The sequence below is a fragment of the Amycolatopsis sp. NPDC114478 genome, assembly GCF_055633805.1.
Genome location: NZ_JBVKDO010000003.1, coordinates 205,954 through 219,188 on the forward strand (window position 1 = coordinate 205,954; position 13,235 = coordinate 219,188).

Annotated in this window: 16 protein-coding genes; 9 read left to right on the forward strand and 7 right to left on the reverse strand. The window is 71.6% G+C overall.

Annotated elements, in window-relative coordinates; translation table 11 throughout:
- Window positions 1-192: 192 nt before the first annotated feature.
- The gene (locus tag ACZ7OH_RS09805; protein ID WP_470280486.1) at window positions 193-705 is read left to right on the forward strand and encodes a DinB family protein; all 513 of its coding nucleotides are present in this window, start codon (window positions 193-195) and stop codon (window positions 703-705) included.
- Here the strand turns inward: ACZ7OH_RS09805 and ACZ7OH_RS09810 are convergent.
- Complete coding sequence (locus tag ACZ7OH_RS09810; protein ID WP_470280487.1) at window positions 702-1,151, reverse strand: ArsI/CadI family heavy metal resistance metalloenzyme; 450 nt, start codon at window positions 1,149-1,151, stop codon at window positions 702-704. The genes ACZ7OH_RS09805 and ACZ7OH_RS09810 overlap by 4 nt on opposite strands.
- A gap of 78 nt (window positions 1,152-1,229) precedes the next feature.
- On the opposite strand from ACZ7OH_RS09810, the gene ACZ7OH_RS09815 reads away from it, so the two are divergent.
- From ACZ7OH_RS09815 to ACZ7OH_RS09835, 5 genes are read left to right on the forward strand one after another with little or no spacing between them, the layout of a single operon-like run.
- Window positions 1,230-1,592 (forward strand): metalloregulator ArsR/SmtB family transcription factor, encoded by a 363-nt coding sequence (locus ACZ7OH_RS09815; protein ID WP_470280488.1) that lies wholly within the window; start codon window positions 1,230-1,232, stop codon window positions 1,590-1,592.
- Window positions 1,589-2,635, forward strand: a complete 1,047-nt coding sequence (gene arsB / locus ACZ7OH_RS09820) for an ACR3 family arsenite efflux transporter (protein ID WP_470280489.1) — start codon at window positions 1,589-1,591, stop codon at window positions 2,633-2,635. The genes ACZ7OH_RS09815 and arsB overlap by 4 nt, the downstream gene beginning before the upstream one ends.
- On the forward strand, window positions 2,632-3,033 hold the full coding sequence (locus ACZ7OH_RS09825; RefSeq protein WP_470280490.1) for an arsenate reductase ArsC: 402 nt from the start codon (window positions 2,632-2,634) through the stop codon (window positions 3,031-3,033). Before arsB ends, ACZ7OH_RS09825 begins: the two co-directional genes overlap by 4 nt.
- 27 nt (window positions 3,034-3,060) lie before the next feature.
- On the forward strand, window positions 3,061-3,396 hold the full coding sequence (locus tag ACZ7OH_RS09830; protein ID WP_470280491.1) for an ArsR/SmtB family transcription factor: 336 nt from the start codon (window positions 3,061-3,063) through the stop codon (window positions 3,394-3,396).
- The gene (locus ACZ7OH_RS09835; protein ID WP_470280492.1) at window positions 3,393-4,646 is read left to right on the forward strand and encodes a GNAT family N-acetyltransferase; all 1,254 of its coding nucleotides are present in this window, start codon (window positions 3,393-3,395) and stop codon (window positions 4,644-4,646) included. The genes ACZ7OH_RS09830 and ACZ7OH_RS09835 overlap by 4 nt, the downstream gene beginning before the upstream one ends.
- Here the strand turns inward: ACZ7OH_RS09835 and ACZ7OH_RS09840 are convergent.
- The 3 genes from ACZ7OH_RS09840 to xrtP all read right to left on the reverse strand — a co-directional run bounded on the left by ACZ7OH_RS09840 (window position 4,609) and on the right by xrtP (window position 8,432).
- Window positions 4,609-6,483 (reverse strand): N-acetylmuramoyl-L-alanine amidase, encoded by a 1,875-nt coding sequence (locus ACZ7OH_RS09840; RefSeq protein WP_470280493.1) that lies wholly within the window; start codon window positions 6,481-6,483, stop codon window positions 4,609-4,611. The genes ACZ7OH_RS09835 and ACZ7OH_RS09840 overlap by 38 nt on opposite strands.
- 66 nt (window positions 6,484-6,549) lie before the next feature.
- Entirely contained in the window at window positions 6,550-7,926 is a 1,377-nt protein-coding gene (locus tag ACZ7OH_RS09845; RefSeq protein ID WP_470280494.1) for a glycosyltransferase, read from the reverse strand.
- Complete coding sequence (xrtP, locus tag ACZ7OH_RS09850) at window positions 7,923-8,432, reverse strand: exosortase P (RefSeq protein WP_470280866.1); 510 nt, start codon at window positions 8,430-8,432, stop codon at window positions 7,923-7,925. The genes ACZ7OH_RS09845 and xrtP overlap by 4 nt, the downstream gene beginning before the upstream one ends.
- Before the next feature lie 362 nt (window positions 8,433-8,794).
- Here xrtP and ACZ7OH_RS09855 point away from each other — a divergent pair, with 362 nt between their 5' ends.
- The 3 genes from ACZ7OH_RS09855 to wecB all read left to right on the forward strand — a co-directional run bounded on the left by ACZ7OH_RS09855 (window position 8,795) and on the right by wecB (window position 11,001).
- The gene (locus ACZ7OH_RS09855; RefSeq protein ID WP_470280495.1) at window positions 8,795-9,562 is read left to right on the forward strand and encodes a choice-of-anchor P family protein; all 768 of its coding nucleotides are present in this window, start codon (window positions 8,795-8,797) and stop codon (window positions 9,560-9,562) included.
- 11 nt (window positions 9,563-9,573) lie between these two features.
- A complete protein-coding gene (locus ACZ7OH_RS09860) occupies window positions 9,574-9,753 on the forward strand; it encodes an LPXTG cell wall anchor domain-containing protein (protein WP_400900647.1) in 180 nt (59 codons plus the stop codon).
- A 96-nt stretch (window positions 9,754-9,849) separates the two neighbouring features.
- Window positions 9,850-11,001, forward strand: coding sequence for a non-hydrolyzing UDP-N-acetylglucosamine 2-epimerase (wecB, locus tag ACZ7OH_RS09865; RefSeq protein WP_470280496.1), 1,152 nt, complete (start codon window positions 9,850-9,852; stop codon window positions 10,999-11,001).
- Between the two features lie 10 nt (window positions 11,002-11,011).
- Here the strand turns inward: wecB and tsaD are convergent, their stop codons facing one another.
- From tsaD to tsaB, 3 genes are read right to left on the reverse strand one after another with little or no spacing between them, the layout of a single operon-like run.
- The gene (gene tsaD / locus ACZ7OH_RS09870; protein ID WP_470280497.1) at window positions 11,012-12,058 is read right to left on the reverse strand and encodes a tRNA (adenosine(37)-N6)-threonylcarbamoyltransferase complex transferase subunit TsaD; all 1,047 of its coding nucleotides are present in this window, start codon (window positions 12,056-12,058) and stop codon (window positions 11,012-11,014) included.
- Window positions 12,058-12,537, reverse strand: a complete 480-nt coding sequence (gene rimI, locus ACZ7OH_RS09875; RefSeq protein ID WP_400900653.1) for a ribosomal protein S18-alanine N-acetyltransferase — start codon at window positions 12,535-12,537, stop codon at window positions 12,058-12,060. Before rimI ends, tsaD begins: the two co-directional genes overlap by 1 nt.
- A complete protein-coding gene (gene tsaB / locus ACZ7OH_RS09880) occupies window positions 12,534-13,199 on the reverse strand; it encodes a tRNA (adenosine(37)-N6)-threonylcarbamoyltransferase complex dimerization subunit type 1 TsaB (protein WP_470280498.1) in 666 nt (221 codons plus the stop codon). The genes rimI and tsaB overlap by 4 nt, the downstream gene beginning before the upstream one ends.
- Between the last annotated feature and the right edge of the window lie 36 nt (window positions 13,200-13,235).

Below are 13,235 nucleotides of genomic sequence, written 5' to 3' on the forward strand. Positions count from 1 at the left end.
CTCCCCCACCCCTCGCCCCTGCCGCTCTCAGCACCGGCCGGCCGGGGTCAAGGGTGAGCGAAGCTCATCGCGAAGCGACGCCGAAGGCGCCCTTGACGCCGGTCGGACGGTGTTGAACGCTCGGCAGCGAGGGACGGCCACCACACAGGCGACCCCCTGGTCTTCCCACCACCACCAGCGGACACTACGACCGTGGACAAGGCGGCCGTTCACGCGGAGCTGGAGCAGGCCCGCAGGACCTTCCACCAGCTACTGGACACCGCGACCGAAAACGACCTGCGGCGCCCCACCATGGCCACCCGCTGGAACAACCGCCAGCTCCTCTTCCACATGCTGCTCGGCTACCTGATCATCCGCGCCCTGTCGACGCTGGTGCGGCTCTTCGGCCGCCTCCCCGACAGCGCCAGCCGCACCTACGCCCACCTGCTGAACGCGGCAACGACCCCCTTCGACGCGGTCAACTTCGCCGGCTCCCGGCTCGGCGGCACGCTGCTGCCGAGGCGGTGGATGCGAGCACTGTTCGACCGGACCATCGCCGCACTGCACCGCCGCCTGGACCGGGAGACGGACGACGACCTCGCCCGCGGCATGCACTACCCGACCCGGTGGGACCCGTATTTCCAGGACTACATGACCCTGGCCGACGTGTACCGGTTCCCGACGCGGCACTTCGACTTCCACCGCCTCCAGCTGACGCTCGACTAGGAGCAGCAGCCCTCCGGCGTGCCCGCCTCGGGCGTGCAGCACGTGGCCGCGAGGGCCGCGCTGTCGGTCCCGAACGCCTGCGAGTCCGCCTTGACGGTGTACACCTCCCACGGCTCCTGGCCGGGCCCGTGCACCCACACCTTGTCCTGGACGGCGTAGCAGCACGTCGTGTCGTCCTCGGTCAGCGTCTCCAGCCCCTCGCCCGTCAGCCGCTTGCTCGCCTCGCCGACCTGGTCGGTCGACTCGACCTCGACGCCGAGGTGGTCCATGACCGTCGCCTGGCCCGGCTCGCCCTCCAGGAGCACGAGCTTGAGCGTCGGCTCGGCGATGGCGAAGTTGGCGTACCCCGGCCGGAGCTTGGCCGGCTCGGTGCCGAACAGCTTCGAGTAGAAGTCGATCGACCCTTCGAGGTCCCCGACCCGCAGCGCGAGCTGTACCCGTGACATCCCATCCTCCTTGGATAGACATTCATCGAAACAGGCACTTAGATTGCTCTCTACTTAGAAGACTGTCAAGATAGACACATGCCGAAACAGCTGCCGATCGTCGCGATGGACGCGTGCTGCTCCCCGCTGGCCCGCGAGCCCTTGAGCGAAGACCAGGCCGCGGAGCTGTCGAAGTTGTTCAAGGCCATGGCGGACCCCGTCCGGCTGCGGCTGCTGTCGCTGATCGCCTCCCACGCCGGCGGCGAGGCGTGCGTGTGCGACCTGACCGACGCCTTCGACCTGACCGGCCCGACCATCTCCCACCACCTGAAGGTCCTGCGCGAGTCCGGGCTGATCACCGGCGAGCGGCGCGGCACGTGGGTCTACTACCGCGTCCACCCCGAGGTGCTGGCCCGGCTCTCGGCCGTGCTCGTCCCCGGTGCCGAGATCGTCCCGGCGTGAGCGGCACCGTCGTCGGGCGGCTGTCCACTTTGGACAGGTTCCTGCCCGTCTGGATCGCGGCCGCGATGGTCACTGGTCTCCTGGCCGGCCCCGGCTTGAAAACGGCGTTGTCCGCGGTGCAGGTCGACGGCATTTCGTTGCCGATCGCGCTCGGGCTGCTGGTCATGATGTACCCGGTGCTGGCGAAGGTCCGCTACGACCGGCTCGGCACCGTCACCCGCGACCGGCGGCTGCTGTGGCCGTCGCTGGTGCTGAACTGGCTGGTCGGCCCGGCGCTGATGTTCACCCTGGCCTGGCTGCTGCTGCCCGACCTGCCCGAGTACCGGACCGGGCTGATCATCGTCGGCCTCGCCCGCTGCATCGCGATGGTCATCATCTGGAACGACCTCGCGTGCGGCGACCGCGAAGCAGCCGCCGTGCTCGTCGCGCTGAACTCCGTGTTCCAGGTCCTCGCGTTCGGGCTCCTGGGGTGGTTCTACCTCGCGGTCCTGCCCGGGTGGCTCGGCCTCCCGCAAGCCGGCCTCGCCGTCTCCGGGTGGCAGATCGCCAAGAGCGTGCTCATCTTCCTCGGCATCCCGCTCCTGGCCGGCTACCTGACGCGCCGTCTCGGCGAACGCGCGAAGGGCCGCGCCTGGTACGAGTCGAAGTTCCTGCCGAAGATCGGCCCGGCCGCGCTCTACGGGCTGCTGTTCACCATCGTCGTCCTCTTCGCCCTGCAAGGCGACCAGATCACCGCCCGGCCGCTGGACGTCGTCCGGATCGCCGTGCCGCTGCTGGTCTACTTCGGACTGATGTGGGCCGGGTCCTACGCGTTCGGCAAAGCCGTCGGCCTGTCCTATGAGCGCACGACGACGCTGGCGTTCACCGCGGCGGGCAACAACTTCGAGCTCGCCATCGCCGTGGCCATCGCGACGTTCGGCGCGACCAGCGGGCAGGCGCTGGCCGGGGTCGTCGGGCCGCTCATCGAAGTCCCCGTGCTCGTCGCGCTCGTCTACGTGTCCCTGGCGCTGCGCCGCCGCTCCCCGGTGGAGGTCACCCCGTGAACACCCCCGAAGTCCTGTTCGTCTGCGTCCACAACGCCGGCCGCTCCCAGATGGCCGCCGCGCTGCTGGACCACCACGCCGCCGGGCGCGTCACCGTCCGCTCCGCCGGGTCGGCGCCGGCGGACGCGGTCAACCCGGCCGTGGTCGCGGTCATGGCCGAGCTCGGGATCGACGTCTCCCGCGAGTTCCCCAAGCGCCTGACCACCGACGCGGTCGAAGCCGCCGACGTCGTGATCACCATGGGCTGCGGCGACGCGTGCCCGGTCTTCCCCGGCAAGCGCTACCTCGACTGGCAGCTCGACGACCCCGCCGGCCGGTCCGTCGAGCACGTCCGCCCGATCCGGGACGAGATCGACCGCCGGGTCCGCGCCCTGCTCGCCGAGCTGGTTGCCGCCTGACCCTTCATCGTTTATCGTCGATGGACGATGAAAGGGGCTGCTGTGCTGGACCGAGCTACTGCCGAGACGTACGCCGGGTGGTTCCGGGCCCTGGCCGACCCGACCCGGGTGCAGATCCTCAACCTGCTGGCCTCGACCGGCTCCCCGATGACCGTCGGGCAGATCGTCGACCAGGTCGACGTCGGTCAGTCCACCGTGTCCGCCCACCTGAAGATCCTCACCGAGGCCCGGTTCGTGCTCGCCGAACCGCGCGGCACCGCCCGGCTCTACCGGGTCAACCAGCGTTGCGTGTCGTGCTTCCCGACCGCCGCCGACGTCGTCATGGGGCGCGCCGCCGTCACCTTCGCGGAGGTGTGCCCGTGAGCCTCGACCGCTACGCCGATGCCGCTCGCCGGGCGCTGGCCGGGGAAAGCGCCGGGCTCATCGCCGACACCGAGCGGCTCGGCGCCGTCCACTACGCCGGCGAAGACGCCCCTGCCGAAGTGACGGCGACCAGCCTCGGCTGCGGCAACCCGGTGGCCGTCGCCGACCTGCGCCCCGGGGAAACCGTGCTCGACCTCGGTTCCGGCGGCGGGCTCGACGTCCTGCTCTCCGCCCGCCGGGTCGGCCCGGCCGGCCGCGCCATCGGCCTCGACGTCACCGACGACATGCTCACCCTCGCCCGCCGCCACGCCGAGCGGGCCGGCGTCACCAACGCGGAGTTCGTCCACGGCACCATCGAACGGATCCCGCTGCCGGACGCGTCGGTCGACGTCGTCATCTCCAACTGCGTCATCGCGCTCTCCCCCGACAAGCCGGCCGTGTTCGCCGAGATCGCCCGCGTCCTGCGACCCGGCGGCCGCCTCGGGATCACCGACATCCTGGCCGCCGACACTCTCACCGACGCCGAACGCGCGGCCGGCACGGACGAATGCCTCGGCAGCGCGCTCACCGCCGAGCGGTACCGGGCGTTGCTCCGCGACGCCGGGCTGGCGGGCGTCGACGTCCGGTTCACCCACGAGGTCGGCGCCAAGCTGCACTCCGCGATCATCCGCGCCGTCCGGCCGGCGCCGGTCCGCGTCGTCCCGATGACGGCCGCGCATGCCGGGCAGGTCCTGGCGATCCTCCAGGCCGGACTCGACACCGGGGACGCGAGTTTCGAAACTACCGCGCCCGAGTGGGCCGACTGGGACGCCGCCCACCTGCCGGCGCACCGGTTCACCGCCCTCGGCCCCGCCGGAGACGTCCTCGGCTGGACCGCGGTCACCGCGGTGTCGTCCCGGTGCGTCTACGCCGGGGTCGTCGAGCACAGCGTCTACGTCCACCCGGACACCCGCGGCCGCGGGATCGGACAGGCCCTGTTGACCGCGTTGATCGCCTCAACGGAAGACGCCGGGATCTGGACGATCCAGAGCGGGATCTTCCCGGAGAACACCGCGAGCCGGAAGCTGCACGTGCGGGCCGGGTTCCGCGAGGTCGGCACCCGGCAGCGCCTCGGCCGGCACCACGGGCGGTGGCGCGACGTCGTCCTGGTCGAACGCCGGAGCACCCGGGCCGGCGCCGGCGAGGGCGGAACCTCGCCGGCGCCGCTCCGGGCTAGAACGCCGGGAGGATCCGGACGTCGTCCGCCTTGACGAACGCGATCCGGTGCCCGAACTGGATCTGGACGTACTTGAGCTTGCCCTTGACCACGACGTGGCCGGCCGGGTCGAACGTCACCGCGTAGTAGTACTCCGAACCGACCGTGCCGGCCGACGAGTACTTCTGGCCCGCCGACAGCGTGTACGGCAGCGGCGTGATGGTCTGCACCGGCACGTTCGCGGGGTAGGCCTCCGGTTCGGGGTACGCGCGCCCGTACACCGGCACCGTCGCGAGACCCGGCTTCGGCGTCACGACCCAGCCGATCGCCGGCTTGGCCACCCGAGCGCCGTACGGGTTGTGGAACCAGCCCTTCTGCCCGAGGTACCAGATCGCCGTCCAGTCGCCGCTGACGCCGGCGACGGCGTACTGCTGCCCGGTCGCGACGCGGCTGCCGACGTCCGAAACGTCCATTGTGGACGGTGAGCCGTCGGTGTGCAGGCCGGCGTCCTTCAGCAGCGGCGAAGACTCACTCGGCTCCGAGTGCAGCACCACGGCCTCCGAACTCCTTGGCGCGCAAGCCGTTCCGGGGCTGTCGCAGCCGGTGAACACGAGCTGGTTCTTCGCGAAGTCCGGGTCGATGGTGACCAGCGACGAGCCGGGCAGGCCGGGCCAGCCGAGCGGCGCGCCCAGCAGGTCGAAGTAGTGCGACCAGTCCCAGTAGGGGCCCGGGTCCCAGTGCATGCCCTTGATCGTCGACGGGACCGTGCCCGGCACGTTGTCGTGGCCGATGATGTGCGCGCGGTCGAGCGGAATTCCGTACTTGCGCGCGAGGTAGCCGACGAGCTTCGCGCTAGACCGGTACATCGCCTCGGTGTACCAGGTGCCCTTCGCCGCGAAGCCCTCGTGCTCGATGCCGATGGACTTCGCGTTGACGTACCAGTTGCCGGCGTGCCAGGCGACGTCCTTGGTCGGCACGTGCTGCGCGATCAGGCCGTCGCTGGAGCGGACCGTGTAGTGCCAGCTGACGTACGTCGGGTCCTGGGCGAGCTTGAGGACGCTGTCCCAGTAACCCTCGGTGTCGTGGATGACGATGTGGTCGATCTTCTGGCTCTCGGGCCGGTTCGCGAGGTCGTGGTTGCCGTAGTCGTTGTTCGGCAGCTCCTGGTAGGGCGCCGGGACGGACTCGCAGGCGACGGTCCGCGGGCACTCGACGTCCGGCGGGTTCCCGTTGTGCGCCGGAACCCGCACGTCCGGGGTCGCGGCGAGGGTGACCTGCTGGCCGTCATCGGTGGTCCGGGACACGCCGCTCTTGATGGTCTCGTAGACCTCGTCGGCGAACGTCTGCGCGGCGTCGCCGGTGGAGCCGCTGTAGCGCGCGACGGCGTCGTACCAGTCGGTCTGGCCGGCGTGGTACTTCGCGAGCAGAGCCGCGCCGCCGCGGATGTTCTGGGTCGCGTCGGTGCGCAGGGTCGCGGCGTCGGTGCCGACGAGCTTCGCCGCTTCGTCGACGGTCTGCAGCCCGGCCGGCGGCGCGGCGGGCCCGGCCTGCGGGTGCAGCGCGGGGCGCGCGTCGTCGCCGCGCGGGTCTTCGGTGCCTTCGTCGTGGTGGCTGGTCGCCACCCCGGCCTCGCGCACGTCGGTGAGGTGCATCGGGCCGTAGCCGGCCGACGTGCTGGGCGTGCCGGCGTTGAAGTCCCAGCGGGACTCCAGGTAGGAGACGCCGAGCAGGACGTTCTCCGGGACGCCGAACTCGCTCGCGGCGGCGGCGAAGTCCCGCTGCCGCTGGTCGCGGCTGGTGGCTTGGGCCGGCGCGGCGGCCAGGCCGGTCAAGAGCGTGACGGCGGCGATCAGCGCCGCCGATCTCGGGAGGAAACGGGCGGACATGGGCATAAACCCCCAGGGTTCAGGTGCCGGATGGTCAGAACCTAACCAGAAACTCACCCCGGAGGTAAGAGCTCACGCGTCGAGCGCGACCTTCGCGCCCCCCGCCTGCTCGGTGTTGCGACGCGTCTTCGCCCAGCCGTTGCGGCCGCGGACCAGCCGGAACAGCGCGCGCCACGACGTCACGTAGAACGTGTAGATGTAGGCCGCGTACGCGAAGCCGAGCCCGATGCCGCGCAGGACGTTGCCGCTGCGCAAGCACTTCAGCTGGTAGATCGGGCCCCAGACGAGGAACGGCAGCAGCCCGAACGAGCCGTAGATGGCGAAGAGGATCCACGCGCCGCCGGTGAACCACGCCCACATCTGCGCCGGGTCGCCCGCGGTGCTCGCCACCAGCAGGATGAACGGGATCGGGTACAGCAGCGAGCCGAGCAGCTGCAGCCACGGCTGGGCGAGGTAGTACATCATCTCCGCGGCGCCGAGCGTGCTGACGTGCGGCGAGTCCCAGATCCGGCGCAGGTAGCGGGCGCACTGCATGGTGCCCTGGCCCCACCGCGTGCGCTGCACCAAGAACCGGCGGAGGCTGTACAGACCCTCCTGCGCCACATGGGAGTCCGGGGTGAACCCGGTGCGCCAGCCCGCCGTCAGCAGGTGGACGCCGAGCTCGAAGTCCTCGAGCAGCGAGCCGCGCCACGGCTCTTCGCGCTCGCCCGCGATGGAGTCGAGGGCGGTGAGCCGGGTGAACTGGCCGTTGCCGCCCATGGAGATCGTGCCGGTGAAGCCGCGGGACGTCTGGATCGCCGCGATCGCCGTCCGGAACTCGAGGTCCTGCAGCTGCGCGAGCTTGAGACCGAACCAGCGCCCCACGGGATTGCGCGACGGCGGCGGCGTCCCGACGTTGCTCATCCACACGTCCAGCTGGACCGCGCCGATCCCCGCGTCGCCGAAGAGGTGGTCGGCCGCGCAGACCTCCAGGCAGTTCGGGGCCGGGCGGCCGTCGGCGTCGACGACCACCACGACGACGTCGTCCCGCGAGGCGTCCGGGCCCATCCAGTCGTTGAGGGCCCGGTAGGCGGCGTTGAGCGCGTCGCCCTTGCCCGTCCGGGCTTCGGGCCGCACGCGCGGCACCAGGTGCAGGTACGGGTCGTAGCCGCCGTGGCGCCGCCACAGCATCCGGACGACGCGGGCGGTGCGGTCCTCCGAGTCGTCGTCGACGACCCAGACGTGCGCCTTGCGGAACGTCGTGCGCAGGTAGCGGATCGTCTCGCGGATGACCGTCTGCTCGTCGCGGCACGGCACGAAGAAGTGCCACGTGAAGTCCGCCGGGTCGCCGACCGGGCCGGGCTTGCGGCGCAGGTACGGCACGACGATGACGACGACGTACACCAGGAACGCCACGCTCATCGTGAGCGCGAACGCCTGGGTGATCGCCAGCAGGACCTTGACGCTCATGCCTTCTTCTTCCGGGTGGCGAGCCAGACGAACAGGACGATCGAGACGGCGCCGCCGAACACGCTCACCATCGAGCCGAGCAGCGTGTGGCCCCAGTAGTAGCCCTCGTCGGTGCCGAACCAGTGCACCAGCCCGACGATCGTGAGAATGCGCAGCTGGTTCACCAGCACGACGACGAGCGCGGAAATGCCGAGCGAAAAGAACAGGCGCTTCGCATTCGACGGCCGGAAATACAGCATGGCCATGGTCACAACGAGCAGCGGGAGCAGAAGGAACGCCGAAGAGCATTCCGGAGTCATTCTCAACCCGAACGGAGCAGTGCTGCTCAACCCAAAGTAAACAGACTCTCGATCGGGAGCCACATAAACACCCGATGTAGTGATGACGTCGAGGATCGCGCCGGCCAGGCGCACTTCCAGTTCACGGTAGAACCGCTCGGCCAGCACGACCGCGACCCCCGCGGCCGCCAGCGCGCCCAGCGCGATGAACAGCGGAAACCTTGCCATGCCGGCGTTCGGAGCGCTCGCTACGGCCACGACGGTCCTCTCGGTGTCGGTTTTCGTTCCAGCTGCGGACCCCGGGGCGAGCGTAGAACACAAGTGCCGGGCCGCTCCACTCGGAGGTGTGGTTTGGAACCGCCTTTCGGCAGTTTCCGCGGCCGACTTGCTCGGCCGAACGGGTGACGTCGTGGCGACCAGCGGAAACCGCGACACAGAATACCCGATCCGGTGATTCGAGAAATATCCTGTGCTATTCGGGCCACTCTTCGCGATAGTCGATTCGCGTGCCGAGTCGAGGCAGACCGGTTCGATCCGCGCCGCCGTCACGCGAACTCCAGGGAAACTCAGCGAATTCGGAGGACCAGTTGATGAACAGCTCCCTCGCGCGCCGCGGCGGCTTGCTCGCCGCGGTCGTGGCGAGCTTCGTGCTCGCCGGCGCGGCGCCCGCGTCGGCCGCGCCCGGTGACGGGTCGGCCTACGGCGTGAAGGTCGACGTGACGCTGCTCGGCCAGCCCGCCGTGCACGTCGGGCCGCTCGCGGCCGCGAACACCGCGGGCCCGACGACGAACACGCTGGCGAGCGCCGCTGTGCCCGGCATCCTGACCGCGGGCGTGATCGCGACCGAGGCCAAGCGCGACGACAACTCCGGCGCGGTCACGGCGAAGGCGACCACCGCCGACGTCGGCCTGCCGCTGCTCAAGGCCGCGCTCGGCACCGTCGGCGTCAAGACCGTCGAGGCCGTGTGCACCGCGACCCAAGCCGGCGTCAAGGGCAGCAGCACGCTGGTCGACGCGAAGCTCGGGAGCATCGGCACCGTCGACGCCAACCCCGCGCCGAACACCCAGGTCAAGGTCGGGATCGCCGGCATCAACATCGCGACGATCATCCTCAACGAGCAGATCAAGAACAACGACGGCAGCCTCACGGTCAACGCCATCCACGTGAAGCTGCTCGGCGGGGTCGTCGGCTCGCTGGGCGCGGGTGACGTGATCGTGTCGTCGGCGACCTGCGGCCCGGCCGCGCCGCCGATGCCGCTGGCGTCCGGGGCCGGTCTGTGGATCGGGCTCGGGCTGCTCGGCGCCGTCGCGCTGCCGGTCGGCACGCGCATCTACCGCCGCCGCTCCGCGCGGGCCTGAGCGAGGCCCGCATGTACAAGATGCCGGGCGCGGGCGTCGGCGTGGCCGGTGGCGGGGTGGGCACCCTCGCCGCCACCGGTGCCGACGTCGGGTGGTGGCTGGCCGTCGGCGTGCTCCTGGTCCTGCTCGGGACCATCGCGCTGATCGCCGTCCACCGCCGCAACCGCCGTCTCTCCCAGGCGCGGGACTGAGGTGACGGGCCGTCGGCGTGTGCCCCTCGCACGCCGGCGGCCCCACTGGGAGATATTTGCTGGACACTGGACTATGTGGAGAAGGGGCACCGCGGGGTGGATGTGATGTTGCTGGCCGGAACGCGGCCGGAAGCGCTCAAGCTCGCGCCACTGGCGCTGGCGATGGAAGCGCACCCCGCGTTGCGGCCGATCCTGGTCCACAGCGGGCAGCACGCGGGCATGGTCGAGCAGGCGCTGACGCCGTTCGGCCTGGTCGTGGACGAGTGGCTGGCCGTGCCGCCGCGCGTGACCGGCGGTCAGGCGGAGCTCGTCGCGGGCCTGCTGCCCGCGCTCGACGACGTCCTGCGCCGGCACGCACCGGCCGCGCTCGTCGTCCAGGGCGACACCACGACGACGCTCGCCGGCGCGCTGGCCGCGTTCTGGCTGGGCATCCCGGTGGTGCACCTGGAAGCCGGGCTGCGCACGCACGACCTCACCGCGCCCTTCCCGGAGGAGGGCGCGCGGCAGATGGTGTCGCGGCTGGCGGCGCTGCACCTGGCGCCGACCCTCGGCGCGGCGGCCGAGCTGCGCGCGGAAGGCGTTGCGCGGCAACGGATCGCGGTCACGGGCAACACGGTCGTCGACGCGGTGCTGGAGATCGCGGCGCGCGACCTCCCGGCGCGCGACACGGCGCTGGCGTTGCTGGAGATGGAGATCGCGGAGGCGGACGAGCGGCTGGTGCTCGTGACGTCCCACCGGCGCGAGTCGTGGGGCGAGCCGCTGGAGCGGACGCTGGCGGCGGTGCAGCTGATCGTGGCCGAGCACCCGGACGTGCAGGTGCTGTTCCCGGCCCACCCGAACCCGCAGGTCCGCACCCAGGTGGAGGCGGCCTTGGGCGGCCTGCCGCGGGTGACGGTCACGGACCCGCTGGAGTACCCGGACCTGGTCCGCGCGTTGCGGTTGGCGTCGCTGGTGCTGACGGACTCGGGCGGGATCCAGGAAGAGGCCCCGACGTTCGGGACGCCGGTGCTGGTCCTGCGGGACGTGACCGAGCGGGTCGAGGTCGTCGAGGCCGGCTGCGCGTGGCTGGTGGGAACGGACACGTCCCGCATCGCGGACACGGCGGCGCGGCTGCTGAACGGCGAGCTGCAGCCGACGCAGGTCGGGAATCCTTACGGCGAAGGCAATGCGGCGGTGCTGGCGGTAGCGGCGATCGAGGAGCTGCTGGGCGTGGGCGCCCCGGCGCACAAGCACGCCGCGGCTTCCTGAGGCGCGGCGGTCAGAGCGAGACCACGTTCACCGGGAGGGCCGGGTTCGCGCTGAAGTCCAGCGGTGCCGTCGGGCGCTTGGCCGCCACCACGTGCGCGCCCAGGGCCGCGATCATCGCGCCGTTGTCCGTGCACAGCCGGGGTCGCGGGACCCGCAGCTCGATCCCCGCCGCCTCGCAGCGTTCCGCGGCCAGCGACGACAAGCGCGAGTTCGCCGCCACGCCACCCGAGATGACGATGGTGCCGATCCCCTGCTCCTTCGCCGCGCGGACCGCCTTCATCGTCAGCACGTCCGCGACCGCCTCCTGGAACGACGCCGCGACGTCGTCCACCGGGATCTCCTCGCCGCGCCGGGCGGCGCCTTCGACCCAGCGCGCGACCGCGGTCTTCAAGCCGGAGAAGGAAAAGTCGTTCTTCGCGTCGCGCGGGCCCGTCATGCCGCGCGGGAACGCGATCGCCGCCGGGTCGCCGTTCTTCGCCGCCTTGTCGATCGGCGGGCCGCCCGGGTAGGGCAGGCCGAGCACGCGCGCGACCTTGTCGTACGCCTCACCGGCCGCATCGTCCACAGTGGACCCCAGCTCGGTGATCGACGACGCGATGTCGTCGACGCGCAGCAGCTGCGTGTGGCCGCCGGACACCAGCAGCGCGAGGCACGGCGTGGGCAGCGGCCCGTGCTGCAGCGTGTCCACCGCGATGTGCCCGGCCAGGTGGTTGACGCCGTAGAGCGGCACGCTCAGCGCCGTCGCGTACGCCTTCGCCGCCGAGACGCCGACGAGCAGCGCGCCCGCCAGGCCCGGCCCGGCCGTCACCGCGATCGCGTCCACATCGGTCAGTCCGAGCCCGGCTTTCTCGAAGGCACGCGTGGTCGTCGGGACCATCGCCTCCAGGTGCGCGCGGCTCGCGACCTCGGGCACCACGCCGCCGAAGCGGGCGTGCTGCTCGACGCTGGAGGCGACCTCGTCGGCGAGCAGCTCCACCGTGCCGTCGTCGTGCAGGCGGACCAGGCCGACGCCGGTCTCGTCGCACGAGCTCTCGATGCCCATGATGATGCGTGACATCAGCCCGCCACCTCGTCTCGCGTCCGCGCAGGGCGGACCATCGTGTACGCGTCGGCGCCGGAGGGCTGGTAGTAGCGCTTCCGGATGCCGAGCCGTTCGAAGCCGTGGCTCTCGTACAGCGCGAGAGCCGTTTCGTTGTCCGTGCGGACCTCGAGGAACACCGGCGCCTCGAACTCGTCGGCCCGCTCCAGCAGCGCGCGCAGCAGCGCCTTGCCGATGCCCTGGCCCTGGTACTCGGGAGCGACGCCGATGGTGTGCACGGTCGCCTCGTACTCGCCGCGGCGCCGCCCGACGACGGCCAGCCCGGCGTACCCGAGCAGCTCGTCGGTCTCGTCCGGGCGCGCGGCCAGGTAGAAGTTGCCCGCGTCCAGCTCGGAGTGGAACGCGCGGGAGCTCCACGGGTCGTCGCCGGGGAAGAGGATCTGCTCGATCTCGACGCACCGGGCGATGTCCCGGCGGCGCAGCGGCTCGAGTCTCACTGCACGGTCACCCGTTTCGGGGCGGTGGGCTCGGCGGCGTCGGGCCGGCGCAGGTACAGGGGCGTCAGCGGCGCCGGCGTTTCCTTCGCGAGCAACGCGGCACGCGCGGCCTTCACCAGCCCGGCGGGCGAGGGGAACCGCGGCTCGATCGGCCGGACGTGGAGCACGTCGGCGTACAGCAGGGCACCGTCGCCCGCCGCGACCTTGACGTCGGTCCCGAGGTCGGCCGGGCGCTGGACGTGCGGGCCGTCGGTGCGGGTCCCGGCGGCGTCGTACGCCGCCCAGTAGACCTCGCGTCGGCGCGCGTCGGTGAGGACGAGGAAGGCGCTTTCGCCCGGGGGGACGTCGGCGGCGAGCGCGTCGAGGCTGCAGACCGGGTAGACCGGCAGGCCGAGCGCGTGCCCGAGGGCGGCGGCGGTGGCCATCCCGGCGCGCAGGCCGGTGAACGGCCCGGGGCCGACGCCGACGACGATCGCGTCGAGGTCCTTGAAGGTCACGCCGGCTTCTTCGGCGGCCGCGAGCGCGTGCGGCGTGATCAGTTCGCCGTGGGCGCGGGGGTCGACCGTGACGCGGTCTCCGCGCGTCTCGACCCCGCTGTCGTCCACCGCGACGACGCCCGCGGTCACCGCCGGGGTCGAGGTATCGATCGCCAGTACCAACACGGTGTCCCAGCCTACGACCAGGGCCTTCGGCACCTC